Raw genomic sequence first — 13,972 nt, forward strand, 5'->3', positions numbered from 1 at the left:
TTCAGATATTTATCGACCGTTCTGCGATCGACATCGAGTTCACGGGCAATCTTGGATTTGTTCAATTTCAAAACACCCTCCTTCATAAGCGGCATAAGCTTGTTCAAATCTGTCAAAGAATCAACACGCAACGAGTTGTTGATTGATAAAGTAATGATCATAAAATCCTCCCTGCAAATAAGAGAATTTTACAATCTTTTTTTAGAAATTGTACATATTTATCTCATCGTTTATGTACATATTTATCTTAACGTCTACACCCGACAAATATTCTCTGCAGACCTGTTCCTTTAATTCAAGAGAATATGAACGGTTATGCGGTCTGTTTATAAAAATATCGGGTCCATTGTTCTTATAGAGTCTGCCCCATTGACGAATAGTACTCGTGTCTCTTACCGACATTCCCAAAGCGGCGGCGATTTCAGAAGTGGATTTTAATCCGCCCAAGTATTGTTCTGCGGCCCATACTTTCTGTGCTGCTGTGTATTTTGGCTTTCTTCCCATGTAAAAAGTTCCCTTTCAGTAGGAGAACCCGTTTGGTTATTTCGGGTGTCTACTAAAAGGGAACTTATCAAAAGAGAGGGACTTGTTTTTGTTTAGAGATTCTTTTTCAATTCTTCGATCTCTTCGAGCGAAAACTCCGTACAGGCTGCGATTTGCGAAAGAGGAATCTTGTTTTTCAGCATTTTCAAAGCCATTTCTTTTTTTAGCTCGTCTTCAACTTTGTTTTTAACTTCATCTTTGACTTCATCTCTCACTTCGTCTCTCACTTCGTTTCTGACCTCGGCCCTAACTTCAGCCATCATTTGATCATGACGACGATCTAGCATTTCTTGCCAAACTGAATCTGAAAATATCTGCATCTTGTCTTTCTCCTTTCCAAATTTGATCCTACTTATTTTTGACTGGATAGGCGCAAGAAGGATCTGATCTACATCGCTTTGCCTAAAATCATGGATCAGCTTTCCAAGCTCGCTATTCGTGTCCTCATACGCTCCATTGATACAAACGATCTTCAAATGGGTATCGACGACCTCTTCTGTTTCTAGTATACAACGAGCCAAAGTATATTTGGGCAATCCTTTCCCAAAAAGATCGTTTTCCGTATAGAAAATGACCGTCACATCTGGCATCGTATCATATCCTTTTCCTTTTTTTAGCGCTTCCACAAAGGCCATCGCCGCATAAAATTCCATTCTTGGAAACAACGCGACGATCCGGCTCTCTCTTTGCATTTCTAAAATCAAGATCTTGTTTCCATACAAAGACGAATACAAATCAAACACGCTATCATGTCCTTGAAGACTATTGATCACACGATATTCTACTTTCGCATCCATACATACTAAACTAGGATCCTCTAAAAGGATCTGAACACATATTGAGCCAGTTCAGGATCATCTTCGAACATCAGCTGGAACAATCCAGAATCCATAACACGAAGACGTTCTATAATATAAGAAATCTCATCATAATTGGTTCTCATTCATTTTTTTCCTTCCTCTTATATTCAATACGACAAAAGAAGAAAAAATGAGACCACACAACCAAAAAAAAGACAAAAGCTAAGCCTCTGTCTTCTCTTGAATATAAGAATCAATATTCTTTTCGATGATCTCGAAATTCACGCTGCCACTCGATAGAAGCGCGTCATTGAACTCGACCTCGTCGAAATCATCCTTCAAAGCATCCTTCGCCTTGTCTCGAAGCGAATCCACTAAATAATAGCCATAATAATACGACAAGAACACGCCTGGATTATCCGCTAATTGATTATAGATTCCCTTGATCCCTTCTTCATCGAACATCGGGAACGCCTCCATGAACTGATTGAGATCCATCCCCTCGTAATTGATCGCGATATCCATCAAAACTACATAGTAGTTGCTCAACAAATCGTTGTATCCACTCGCGCTCAGCGCGTCCTTGTTCAGATCCAAGAATTTCAAAGCCTGCGTTTCCGCATATGTCGCATATCCTTCGCTAAACCCTAGATTCGACAAGAAATATTGAATCGTATATTGAAAATGCTCCTTGTTGTATTGGGCTTGATACATATGACCCGGAATTCCTTCGTGCGCTAACGTTTGATACAACGAAATCGAACTTGGATCATCGCCATAATCCCGCTTGTTGTAGCGGATCTGATACTTCGTCGAAGAATCGATCGCCGGATGCATAAAGTAAGCCACCACCCCATTTTGCGATTGCTCATCCGCCAAAGGCTGAAGATCATACTCCATCTCCTTAAGCTTAGGAAACGATTTCGCATAATTCTTCTGCAAAAACGGCAAGATCTCATCCACGCTCTTAAAGTCTGTCGACAACATCATTCCCTCGATCACGACCTGCGGTCTTTCCTCCACCATCGCGCTCAGCTGCACCGAAATCTTCGAAACCTCGCTCTCCAAATTCGACTTGATCGTATCGATCGAATCGTTCGAACCCGTATACGAACGAGCCAACAATTCATAAAATTCCTTACCATGCTCAAAATTGGCCAGCCCCTGCAAAGGCAGCGCCTTTGAAGAAAGCGTCTCTAAGCTTGAGCGCATCGTCTCGAACGAAGGAAAGAACGAAGCCTCCAACGCACCCTTCACATCCGCGATATACTTGGCCTCCTTGTCTTGATCAAGACCAAGCTGCTCGATCTCGCTGACCAATTCGCCACTCACCGCACTATCATCCTTCGTATCCAAGACCGAATCGATATTCTCCATGACCCCGTCATAATCAAAACGCAAAAGGTTTCGCTTCGCCTGCTCGTTCGAATACTCGATCGCCAGCTTTGTATAACGAGGCACATCATTGATCAACGTGATCAAATCTTGAATATCCGCCTCTTCCCGGACCTCGTACTCCGAAAAATAATTCACAAGCTCTTGCGGAACACCATTCACCGTGCTCCAAATATTGTCGATATACAAAAACTCTTCCGAATCTTGACGCTTAGAAAGATCAAACTGAAACTCCAGCTGATCATAAATATCCCGCTCCAAATCCGACAGCTTTTCCCGATCAAATTCCTCCAGACGCTTTTTTAAACGCGCCTCTAGCTCTTCATCTTTTTCATCTGGCAAGATCGAGCCTAACGTGACATCCACCTTTTTAGGATCGATCCCAAAATCCGCAGGATGTTCAAAATAATGATGCATCGTCGTATAGTCGCTTTCCGCCAGCTCGACGACCACATCATTCAAATAACTCTCGAACGCATGATCCTTTTCAACCACTTCCTCATCCTTTGTTACAGGCGAAGAAGGCGTTTGCGAAACACAACCACTCAACAAAAGAGTGCACGCTAAAAATAAAATACAAGTACGCTTCATAGTTAGATCCTCTTAATTTTCTACACTCCATTATACCGAAAGATTGACAATTTTGGACCATTTTACTACCATTTTTTGTAGGGGGGTACACACCATGAAAACACTCTATATCGAATGCAAGATGGGAGCCGCCGGCGACATGCTCACCGCTGCCCTCTTCGATCTGCTTCCCAACAAAAAAGACATCCTAGAAAAAATGAACCAAATCGGACTCAAAGACGTCCACACCCACATCGATCCAGCCCAAAGCTGCGGCATCCACGGCTACAAAGCCACCGTCCATATCCATGGAGAAGTGGAAGGAGAACGTGACCACGAGCATACCCATGATCATACGCACGAGCACACACAAAAACATTTCCATGAACACACCCATACTCACGAACATGCGCATAGCCATCATCACACCCACCATACATTCCACGACATCGAACACATCCTCTCTCATTTGAACATATCGGACTTTGTGAAAGAAAACGCGCTCGAAATCTATAATCTCATCGCCCAAGCCGAATCCAAAGCCCACAACACCACCATCGACAACATCCACTTCCATGAAGTCGGAACGATGGACGCGATCGCCGACATTGTCAACGTCTGCCTCTTGATGGAAGAACTAGCCCCAGACGAAGTGATCGCCTCGCCCGTCTGCACAGGATCAGGCACCGTGAAATGCGCCCATGGCATCCTGCCCGTTCCCGCGCCAGCCACAGCCTACCTTCTAGAAGGCATTCCAATGTATGCAGGAACGATCCAAAGCGAACTCTGCACCCCAACTGGCGCAGCCATCCTCAAACATTTCGTTTCCCGCTATGAAGAAATGCCAATCCTGCGCGTTGAAAAGATCGGCTATGGCATGGGCACCAAACAATTTGAACAAGCCAACTGCATCCGCGCCTTTTTAGCCCAAGAAGAAGGAAAAGATCGCATCTATGAGCTCAACGCCAACATCGACGATATGAGCGGCGAAGAACTCGGCTACGCCATGAAACAAATCATGCGCGCAGGCGCTAGAGACCTCTTCTACACCGCCATCCAAATGAAAAAGAATCGACCCGGCATTTTGTTGTCGGCCATCTGCGACGAAGCGCACAAAGAAGAAGTGATCCAATCGATCTTCCACCATACATCGACGATCGGCATCCGCGAAAAGAAATGCGACCGCCATATTCTTAAGCGCGAAATCGAAACGATCCAAACACCATTAGGCAAAGTCCGCAAGAAAAAAGTCCATGGCTATGCTGTCAACAAAGAAAAATGGGAATACGAAGACTTAGCCAAGATCGCTAAAAAAAATGATCTCTCCATATGGGAAGTCAAAAAACGAATCGAAAAACAAAACAACTAGAAGAGAGCACTCCACTCTCTTCTTATTTTTTGCGCCAGCTCGATCTGGTCTGTGATCAAACCATCCACTCCCAAACGAACCATCCGCTCGATGTGTGGCTGGGTGCTTGGCGTCCACGCAAAAATCTTCTTGCCCTCTTCATGGATGGAATGCACAAGCTCTGGCGTGATCGTGCTCTCCTCCACACTAAACGCGTCCACATACGGAATCGAAGCCACATCCCCATACGCGAACGTGAACAAAGCCAACGTCTCGATCTTCTTATCCAGCTTTTTGACCATTTCCAATTCCTTCGTATTGAACGAAGTCACCATGCACTCGTCCTCAAAATCATAGTCACGAATCATCTTGACCAACGAACGAACCAGTCCCTCATTGTTTCCTTTCGGCTTGATTTCAAGGATCAAAAACAAACGCTTCTTTTTCGCAAGCTCGAGCGTTTCCTTTAATGTCGCCACCTTTTCCTTTCCTAGACGGATCTCTTCGATCTCTTTGGATGTCATCTCCTTGATTTTTCTCGAATCGCCTCCAAGCCTTTTAAAACTCGAATCATGCGAAACGACAAGCACGCCATCTTTGCTTTGGCGCACATCCAGCTCGATCGCATCCGCCCCCAATACATTCGCCCCCTCAAAAGCGGCCAACGTATTTTCTGTATGATGCAAAGAATCGCCCCGATGCGCGATGATCTCGATCGGACGCCAAGAAAAGAGCGATTGGGTATGGATTCCATATCCAACAACACACCCTAAAAAGAACACGCAATACATCAGCTTTTGAGATCCGTTCTCTTTCTTGCACAAAACAACTACCCGATCGTTTTCCCATTTTTGATACCAATACGAAAGGAGCGCGTAATTGAGAGGCACGATCAAAGAAGAGAAAAAAGCAGCTAGACAAATAAACCCAAACCAATCAAGACGAAGGGGCAACATTCTAAAAAAAATATCCAGACAAAGTGAATATAAAAGCTGTACTCCAAAAAGCGAGCCGCCCAAAACCAAAAGACGATGCCTAGTGAGCCTCCAGCTCTCTTGAAGCGCCCGAAAAAAAGAAACCTCCTTCAAAAAGAAAAAGTGAAACACAAAAACCGTCTTTAAAAACAATCCTACGATCAAAACGATTCCCAAAACAAGAAGGAGCTTGGCCCACCAGATCGTTTGAAGCGTCTCTAGCCAATACGGAGGGATCCGCACCTTCGTGATCACTTCCGAAATCAAGCCAAGATGAAAAAATGGCACGACCAGCAGCACCCAGAAAACGATCCCTATATTTTTGAATGAAAAGAGTCTTTTGATCTTCTTGAACACGAACGAAAAGATCGAGTTCAAGTTGATCGAACGATACTCTCCATTCCAAATGCCAAGAAGCGCGATGATGTTGACAAGAGCGTAGGCGCTCACAAGAAGCGCGAACCCGCTCAAACTCACGACCGCGATCGGCGAAGACAAAAAAGAAAGCAAATTTTTATTGGTGATATAGGCAAAGTCCGCCAAACGCAAGATCCCTAAAAAAAGGAATTGAAACAAAGGAATCATGATCAGACGGCTCGCGAACCCATACACGCTTTCGAAGGCGAGCGAAGCCCATACTTTACGCATTTTCATAGCCTTATCATGACGCTTCTTACTGAAAGAAACAACCAAAGCGCCTATTGTAAAAGTATGAAAACAAACAAAGAACTTTTTTTATTCGATTTTGATGGCTTGCTGGTCAATACGGAAGAAATCTATGCGCAAGGATGGATCCACGCTCTTAAACAAGAAGGGAAAACGATCTCTAAAAACCAGCTTTCAAAATGGTGCGGCCAAAGCTCGTCCGCCACACGACAAGACTTTGAACAATTGTTTCCCGAACCAGGATTTTATGAAAAAATCTACCAAAAACGAGAAGAATTCATCTACTGCTCGTTAGAAAATGGAAACCTCCATCTTCTTCCTTATGCCAAAGAGGCGCTGAGCGCCATCCAGAAGGCGCATAAAAAAAGCCGGCTCGTGACCGGCTCGAAAAGAAAGCGCGTGTTGGACATTCTTAGGCATTTTCAGATCGAACGATTTTTTGACCAAATCATCTGCGACGATGATATTCATTCCTCCAAGCCCGATCCAGAAGGATATCTTCTTGGGCTGAAAGGCTTTATGCGATCGGAAGCGATCGCTTTTGAAGATTCGACCACTGGTTTGCTGGCGGCCAAAAGAGCGGGAATCGAAGCGCTCCAGATCCCAAGTCCAGACTATGTAACTCTCGAGTGCGTGCTAGAATATCTTAAAAAATAAGCGAATCGGCCCATTGGATCTTTCCATTCTCGATCTGCTGGATAGGCGCGAGCGAAAAGAGAGGATAGTGTTTATCTACGATATAGGTATGACCGGCTTGGAACACCTTTTCGATGAGCGCGGCTACGCCTACGATTTCTCCACCAGCTTCTAGGATCAAACGCTCCGCGCCCTTGAACGCTTCGCCATTGGCTAAAAAGTCGTCCAAAAACAAGATCTTGTCGTGTGGCGACAAATATTTACGTTCCACGCACAACGTATACGCTTTTTGTTTCGTGTAAGAAAAAACTTGGGTATAGAGCGGATCTTCCATCGTGTTTGGCTCGCTCTTTTTCATAAAGAGAAGCGGAACGCGCAGTTTGGTGGCAAGCGCGTAGGCTGGCGCGATCCCGCCCGATTCGATCGTCACGATCTTCGTGATCGGCAGATCCTTCACTTGCTCATAGAAAGTGGTGGCGATCTGCTCCATCAAAACGGGATCAATTTGATGGTTGAGAAAGGCGTCTACTTTGATCAGATCCGTGCCTAAGCAAGTACCTTCAGCTTCGATTTTCTTTTTCAGTTTCTCCATCTACCATTTCTCCTTTGATTTTTTCGACGATCGTTTTTCCGACCCGGTGGTTCAAGATCTCTTTCACTTCGACGCGCAGCTGCGGCAAGTCGACCGTGATCGTCGTCCCATCGCTTGGAATGTGGCCATAGCTTCCGAGCACATAGCCGCTAAATGTATCGTAGTCGTCGACTGGAAGCTCGATTTTCAATTCTTCTTGCACGTCTTTCAGGTCGGCGAAGCCATAGATCTCCCATTTGTTTTCGCCCAATGAAACGATATCTTCTGGCTCGATCTCGTCTTCCGGCTCGTACATTTCTCCTAAAAGCGTTTCGATGATATCGTGCAACGTCACGATGCCAGTCATGCCACCATACTCGTCTAAAATGATGGCGAAGTAGGTTTTTTGCGACTTCATCTCATTGAAGACATCGTCGACCTTGCCGTTTTCTGAAATAAAGAGCGGATGATCGACCGCGTGGGCGAGCACGCACTCTTTGCTCGTGTCGTCTAGACGGAAATAATCGCGCGTGTCGAGCACGCCGATCACATCGTCATCGTCCTTGCCTGTGATCGGATAAAACGTATGCCGATTTTCATGAATGATCTTCTTCCACTCTTCTGCGCTTTCGTCCATGGAAAGCGAAATCACTTGCGAGCGGTGCGTGCAGATTTCCTCGATGCTCGTATCATCGAGATCGAAGACGTTTTCAATGATTTCTTTTTGAGGTTCGTCGATCGTTTCGCTCTCGCTGGCCGCGTGGATCATTTCCCGGATCGCTTCTTCCGACAGATCGGCTTGTTTTGGGGCCGGATCGATCGGAACAAAGAACGTGAAGATCGAGAAGACTTGCGAGATCCTTAAAAAGAAAGGAAAGAGCGTCTCGATCTGTTCAGGATGCGTATGGGCATAATGGCGCGGAAGGAGCGTGCCAAAAATAAACGAACTATATAAATAGAGGACGAACACGATCCATGGCGCGAGCCGATCCGATTCGAAAGCGAACCATAGACCGCCTAAGATCGAAGCTAAATTCAAAAATAAGATTGTTTTACGGACATGTTTTCCTGTCGTGTCCGAATGCTCCTCGAGCACGATCTGCCCGATCGTGAACAAGGCGTTCAAGGCAATACAAGCCAAAGAAAGCACGCTATAGATCATAGTCGTGTCTCCTTGGGCCAACTGTCGTCTGAATTCATAGATTCTCCTTTTCTTACTTGTATTCTTAATCATACACAAAAAGAACAATATTGAAAATATAAATATGTGCTTATAATAGGAGTATATAAAAGAAGGAGAGACTATGCCGATCATTTATCATTCTTCATCGCGAACCTTTCATCTTTACAACGCTAGGATGAGCTATATTCTCAAAGTTTTAAAAAATGGGCACATCGCCCAGCTGTATTGTGGAAAAAAGATCCATGACCGAGAGGATTTTGACGCGCTTCTCGAACTCGAGCCTAAGCCAATGTCTGTGTGCGCCTACAAAGAAGATCCCGCTTTTTCACTCGAACATATCAAGCGGGAATTTCCAAGCGCCTTAAGCGGCGATATGCGGATGCCTTCGATCGATGTGCGTCAAGAAAATGGCAGCCGGATCTTGAATTTTGTCTACCAGGATCATGCGATCTTTTCAGGAAAGCCTGCTTTAGAAGGGCTTCCTGCCACCTATGTGGAACGGGAAGAGGAGGCGAGCACGCTCCATATTCATTTGTATGATGAAGTGTGCCATCTCAAAGCGATCCTTCAATATTCGATCTTTGAAGAGCGGAACGTTCTTTCAAGAAGCGTACGCCTTGAAAACGAGGGAGAGCAAACGCTCGTTTTGGAGCGCTTGGCTTCGCTCAATTTAGATTTGCCAGATTCTGATTATGATTTTGTGGATCTGAAAGGCGCATGGGCTCGCGAGAGACACATTCAAGTGCAGCCATTGCATCCAGGGATTCAATCGATCTATTCGATCCGCGGTCATTCTTCAAACAACTTCAATCCATTTCTTGGCTTGAAGCGCAAGAACGCCACAGAAGCGGCTGGAGAGATGCTTGGCTTTACGCTCGTATATTCGGGAAATTTTTTAGCCCAAGTGGATGTGGATGTGTATGATACCGCTCGCATCAGCATTGGAATGCATCCTTTCACTTTTTCGTGGCCGCTTCTTCCTTCCAATCATTTTCAAAGTCCGGAGGCGCTTTTTGTCTATTCCGATCAAGGAATGAATGGCATGTCGCAGACGTTCCACAAGCTGTTTCGAGAACGTCTTTGTAGAGGGCCATGGAAATCAAAGGCGCGTCCGATCTTGATGAACAACTGGGAAGGAACGTATTTTGATTTTGACGAGGACAAGATCTTGAAGATGGCAAAAGAAGCCAAAGCGCTTGGGGTCGAATTGTTCGTGCTGGACGATGGATGGTTCGAAGGGAGAAATTCGGACACGTCTTCGCTTGGCGATTGGTGGCCAGATCGAACAAAGCTGCCTGAGGGAATCGATGGGCTTGGAAAGAAAATCGAATCGATGGGGCTTCGTTTTGGTTTATGGATCGAGCCGGAAATGGTCAATGAAAAGTCGGAATTGTATGAAAAACATCCAGATTGGGTGCTTGGCGCGCCTGAGCGTTCTATGTCGCAGGGGCGTCATCAATATGTGCTTGATTTTTCGAATCTAGAGGTGGTGGACTATATTTTTGGCTTGTTGGTCAAGGTGCTCGATGAGGCGCCGATCTCGTATGTGAAATGGGATATGAATCGTTCTATGTCGGAAGTGTATTCGTTGGCGTCTTGTTCTGAAGAGCAAGGCACGATCTATCATCGATATATTCTTGGCGTGTATCGTTTGTATTCGATGTTGATCGAGCGTTATCCGCATATTTTGTTTGAATCGTGCGCGTCAGGAGGAGCGCGCTTTGATCCGGGAATGTTGTATTACGCGCCGCAAACATGGACGAGCGACGATACGGATGCGGCCGAGCGCATCAAGATCCAATATGGAACGAGCGTGCTTTATCCGCTTTGTTCGATGGGCTCGCATGTTTCGGCGATCCCGAACCATCAGCTCAATCGGAACACGCCATTACAGACGCGCGCTGAGGTCGCGTATTTTGGAACGTTTGGTTATGAGCTCGATCCGTTAAAACTAGACGAGGAAGAAAAAAAAGCGATCAAAAAGCAGATCGAGTTTATGAAGAAATATCGGGAATTGATTCAGTTTGGCACGTTTTATCGTTTGGTGTCGCCTTTTGAGAAAAACGAGTGCGCTTGGATGGTCGTCTCTGACGATCGAAACACGGCGATTGTCGCCTATTATCGGATCTTGCAGGAGGTGAACGCGAAATATCGGCGCTTGTATCTGCAAGGACTCGATCCAAACAAGGTGTACCGGATCGAGGGCAAAGATCGTCTTTATTATGGGGATGAGCTCATGTATGCGGGACTTGTGAATACGGATGCTTCTTGCGGAGAGCAGAATTTGAAGGCGCAAGAGGGAGATTTCTTGTCTCGGCTCTATATTTTGCATGGAAAGGATCTATGAAAAAAAACGTTGTATTTGGTTGTCGTGAAGGATGATGACTTGCTTTCTCCATATTGGGCATATCGGCCGATCGTATTGGATGAGGCGGCTAGAGCGATCGACAACTGTCTGCAAGGCTTGAGCCTGCAGAAAAAGGATGAATTGGTGATCGAGATCGCTAGCGATGTGATCGTCAAATCGGAGCAGAAGGTGTATGCCAAGGCGATTCATACGTATTATCGAAATCGTTTGAGCGAAGAGGCGCGGAAATTGCGGCATACTCGAAATTCTTCGTTTTTCTTGTTCATAGTGGGCGTGATCGTTTTGGTGGGGATCTAGATCTTGCAGGTTTTCGATCTGCATCCTGTCGGGAAAGAAGTGATGGATATTACCGCTTGGGTGTTTATTTGGCAGGCGACGTCTCAATTTTGGCTCGATCGCCATTCGATCGTGATCAAGGAAAGCAAGATGCGAAAACTATCTAAGTGCGATGTTCGTTTCGTTCCTCTAGATGCAAAGACTCGAAAGATCGTGGAGAAGGAAAGACAAGAATAAGATAAAAAGAAAAAAAGAGATGGAGGAAGCAAAGCTTCTGACATCTCTTTTTAGTATTTAGCGAACGTGAAGGAAAGGGTTGATCGTCTCTTTTGTTTCTTGATTGTAAAAGTAGTTGTCCTTGTGCAAGGACGCTTCTTTCATCAAGTAGGAAATGATCGTTTTTCGAGTGACGATCCCGATAAAGATATTTCGATCATCAACGACGGGCACATAGTTTTGTTCGAGAGATTGCTGGAACAGCTCGTTCATCGATACGCTTGAAGATACGGCGGGCATAAAATCTTTGCGCACGATTTCACTGATTTCTAGCTCGAGCACATCCTCATGACAAAGATCAGGATGATCGGCGATATAGTATAAAAAATCCCCTTCTGTGATAGATCCTAAATAATGGCCTTGAAAGTCAATGACTGGAGTTGCTGTATAGCCAGCGTCCCGAAACAAACTCAAGGCTTCCGCAAATGACAAATTCCCATAAAGATACTGCGTATTTTTTTTGTTTTGTAAAAAAAAGAAAATATTTTGTTGCATGAACCATCACTTTCTAGTAAGAACGTTCGGATCTTGTGCCAAAAATCCTAAGATCTTTTCTTTTACAATTTCATTATAGAGAAGCACGCGTAGATTTTAAACGAATTGACTGACTTTACCGGCGTAAAAGGAAAGGCTGGTCAATGCGAGCTCTCTCTATCGTTCGTGCTCATTATAGCAAGATTGTTCTATAAAATTTATTAAGTTTTCGTTAAGAATGCGCTTACATGTTTTCATGAAAACAAAAGAAAAGAGCGATCGAGATCGCTCTAGCCTTGCGTAGATCTTGTTGATTTGTGCGCTTGTGGCCAGCTTGTTTTCCAAGACCGAAAAAACAAGCATTCAAACGAGGATTCCGGCGAAATGTATCCGCAAGAGACACCAACATTTCGAATTCTCATTATTCATAAGAAGTGAATCTTGTTGACGTATGAATAGAAGATCGCATTCTTAGCCGTATTTAATCGTGCGAACTCACAGCCTTCTAAAAAACCCCCGTTTGAAAGAAAACTGCCTGAATGAAAAATGTAGATGAATACGTTCGCTTGTATTTGGAATCTTTCTCTAATGATTAATAAAATTGTTAATTTATTAATCCATGAGCTATTATAAGAGGATTGATAGGGCTTGTCAATGGCTTTTTTTGCGACGTGCAATTCTTCGTCTGCTATACTTAAAAAAGGGGTGAGTGCATGGCGATCTATCAGCCTGAAATCGTATATTTGCATGTGGATGAAGATAGCTTGCCTTTTTTTCAAGCGATGGCCAGCAAAGTACGGATTGAGATCATTCAAATGCTCAAAAAGAAGGAGATGTCGATCAAAGAAATGAGCGAAGAACTCCATCTTTCGAGCGCGATCGTCACAAAACATATCCAGACGCTCGAAGAGGCGGGTATCGTTTCTTCGCGTTCGATCAGTGGTAAGCGGGGCCTCAAAAAAATGTGCAGCTTGCAGATCAACGAGGCCCAAATCATTTTTGATAATAATTATGGCGAGAAAAAGCGTTCTTTCATTCAAGTCGATATTCCGATCAGCGCCTATGATCGGTGCGAAGTGTTCGCGCCTTGCGGCATGGCGGAAGCCGATAAATTGTTTGGACGGATCGATGATCCGCGGTATTTTAAAGCGTCCAATCGCAATCGCGTCTCTTTGTTGTGGTTTTCTGCAGGGTATTTAGAATATCCGATCCCGCTTTTTGATGTGGATCTAAGCGAGATCAAGGAGATCGAGATTTCGATGGAGGTCTGCAGCGAGTATCCGGGCTTCAATAGCCGTCATTTGTCCGATCTGACTTTTTCGATCAATGGGATCGAAGTTGGTTCGTGGACGAGTCCGGGCGATTTTGGCGACCGGAAAGGAAAATATACGCCGGCTTGGTGGTCGTTAGGGACCGAATATGGTTTGAAGAAGACGCTTGTCTTGAAAGAAGAGGGTGTCTATATCGATCATGAAAAGATTTCGGATGTCGCGCTTTCAACTTTGATCAAGGCCCAAAAGGATCCGGAAATCTTGCGTTTTAAGATCGAAAGCAACAAGGACGCAAAGCATCCTGGAGGATTGAATATTTTTGGCCGCCAATTTGGAGATTATGATCAAGATATCGAGGTCCGCTTTATGCGAAAAGAAAAGCAGAAGGAACATGAAAATCGGTATGATCAGCCCCCTGTCAAGTAGACACGGGAAATAATTTACTGGAGATCCGCCTCTTTAATAGCACTTGCTATTAAAGAGGCCTTTTTTTCATCTATACCTTCCCAGTATTTTTTGATTCGTTTATTCTCTTTGATTGGATACAGTACCGGTTCATCGGTTGCTTTTGCAGCTTCTCTTACTTCAGATGCAGTAAGACCGTGAAAACGTTCCTGCGGA

The 13,972-nt window shown here is 44.7% G+C and carries 15 protein-coding genes; 6 read left to right on the forward strand and 9 right to left on the reverse strand.

Features of this window, described 5'->3' with window-relative positions; all coding sequences use genetic code 11:
- Positions 1-596: 596 nt before the first annotated feature.
- The 3 genes from BO225_RS07625 to BO225_RS07630 form a co-directional block, all read right to left on the reverse strand.
- Complete coding sequence (locus BO225_RS07625; protein ID WP_076341653.1) at positions 597-1,340, reverse strand: hypothetical protein; 744 nt, start codon at positions 1,338-1,340, stop codon at positions 597-599.
- A 20-nt stretch (positions 1,341-1,360) separates the two neighbouring features.
- Entirely contained in the window at positions 1,361-1,486 is a 126-nt protein-coding gene (locus BO225_RS12870; RefSeq protein ID WP_269843899.1) for a hypothetical protein, read from the reverse strand.
- A 79-nt stretch (positions 1,487-1,565) separates the two neighbouring features.
- Positions 1,566-3,329 (reverse strand): DUF885 family protein, encoded by a 1,764-nt coding sequence (locus tag BO225_RS07630; RefSeq protein WP_076341654.1) that lies wholly within the window; start codon positions 3,327-3,329, stop codon positions 1,566-1,568.
- Between the two features lie 94 nt (positions 3,330-3,423).
- Here BO225_RS07630 and larC point away from each other — a divergent pair, with 94 nt between their 5' ends.
- The gene (gene larC, locus BO225_RS07635; RefSeq protein ID WP_076341655.1) at positions 3,424-4,677 is read left to right on the forward strand and encodes a nickel pincer cofactor biosynthesis protein LarC; all 1,254 of its coding nucleotides are present in this window, start codon (positions 3,424-3,426) and stop codon (positions 4,675-4,677) included.
- On the opposite strand, the gene BO225_RS07640 is transcribed toward larC, so the two are convergent.
- Positions 4,674-6,278 carry a glycerophosphodiester phosphodiesterase family protein gene (locus BO225_RS07640; RefSeq protein WP_076341656.1) on the reverse strand — a complete coding sequence of 535 codons (1,605 nt, stop codon included), beginning with the start codon at positions 6,276-6,278 and terminating at the stop codon, positions 4,674-4,676. The genes larC and BO225_RS07640 overlap by 4 nt on opposite strands.
- 63 nt (positions 6,279-6,341) lie before the next feature.
- Here BO225_RS07640 and BO225_RS07645 point away from each other — a divergent pair, with 63 nt between their 5' ends.
- Positions 6,342-6,953 carry an HAD family hydrolase gene (locus BO225_RS07645; RefSeq protein ID WP_076341657.1) on the forward strand — a complete coding sequence of 204 codons (612 nt, stop codon included), beginning with the start codon at positions 6,342-6,344 and terminating at the stop codon, positions 6,951-6,953.
- On the opposite strand, the gene BO225_RS07650 is transcribed toward BO225_RS07645, so the two are convergent.
- Together BO225_RS07650 and BO225_RS07655 are read right to left on the reverse strand one after the other, a co-directional pair.
- Positions 6,943-7,524, reverse strand: a complete 582-nt coding sequence (locus BO225_RS07650; protein ID WP_076341658.1) for a xanthine phosphoribosyltransferase — start codon at positions 7,522-7,524, stop codon at positions 6,943-6,945. The genes BO225_RS07645 and BO225_RS07650 overlap by 11 nt on opposite strands.
- On the reverse strand, positions 7,493-8,665 hold the full coding sequence (locus BO225_RS07655) for a hemolysin family protein (protein WP_076341659.1): 1,173 nt from the start codon (positions 8,663-8,665) through the stop codon (positions 7,493-7,495). The genes BO225_RS07650 and BO225_RS07655 overlap by 32 nt, the downstream gene beginning before the upstream one ends.
- A gap of 142 nt (positions 8,666-8,807) precedes the next feature.
- On the opposite strand from BO225_RS07655, the gene BO225_RS07660 reads away from it, so the two are divergent.
- From BO225_RS07660 to BO225_RS07670, 3 genes are read left to right on the forward strand one after another with little or no spacing between them, the layout of a single operon-like run.
- Positions 8,808-11,033 carry an alpha-galactosidase gene (locus tag BO225_RS07660; protein ID WP_076341660.1) on the forward strand — a complete coding sequence of 742 codons (2,226 nt, stop codon included), beginning with the start codon at positions 8,808-8,810 and terminating at the stop codon, positions 11,031-11,033.
- A gap of 39 nt (positions 11,034-11,072) precedes the next feature.
- Entirely contained in the window at positions 11,073-11,351 is a 279-nt protein-coding gene (locus tag BO225_RS07665; RefSeq protein WP_158023812.1) for a hypothetical protein, read from the forward strand.
- A 3-nt stretch (positions 11,352-11,354) separates the two neighbouring features.
- Positions 11,355-11,567 carry a hypothetical protein gene (locus BO225_RS07670; RefSeq protein WP_076341662.1) on the forward strand — a complete coding sequence of 71 codons (213 nt, stop codon included), beginning with the start codon at positions 11,355-11,357 and terminating at the stop codon, positions 11,565-11,567.
- Positions 11,568-11,624: 57 nt separating this feature from the next.
- Here the strand turns inward: BO225_RS07670 and BO225_RS07675 are convergent, their stop codons facing one another.
- Positions 11,625-12,101 carry a CBS domain-containing protein gene (locus BO225_RS07675; RefSeq protein WP_076341663.1) on the reverse strand — a complete coding sequence of 159 codons (477 nt, stop codon included), beginning with the start codon at positions 12,099-12,101 and terminating at the stop codon, positions 11,625-11,627.
- A 223-nt stretch (positions 12,102-12,324) separates the two neighbouring features.
- On the reverse strand, positions 12,325-12,489 hold the full coding sequence (locus BO225_RS12380; protein ID WP_158023813.1) for a hypothetical protein: 165 nt from the start codon (positions 12,487-12,489) through the stop codon (positions 12,325-12,327).
- 304 nt (positions 12,490-12,793) lie between these two features.
- Between BO225_RS12380 and BO225_RS07680 the strand changes: the two genes are divergently transcribed.
- Entirely contained in the window at positions 12,794-13,777 is a 984-nt protein-coding gene (locus BO225_RS07680; RefSeq protein WP_083632149.1) for an ArsR/SmtB family transcription factor, read from the forward strand.
- A 14-nt stretch (positions 13,778-13,791) separates the two neighbouring features.
- On the opposite strand, the gene BO225_RS12385 is transcribed toward BO225_RS07680, so the two are convergent.
- On the reverse strand, positions 13,792-13,972 hold a 181-nt coding region (locus BO225_RS12385; RefSeq protein ID WP_198936078.1), incomplete at its 5' end, for a hypothetical protein.

Source organism: Dubosiella newyorkensis (genome assembly GCF_001945605.1).
GTDB lineage: Bacteria > Bacillota_I > Bacilli_A > Erysipelotrichales > Erysipelotrichaceae > Dubosiella > Dubosiella newyorkensis.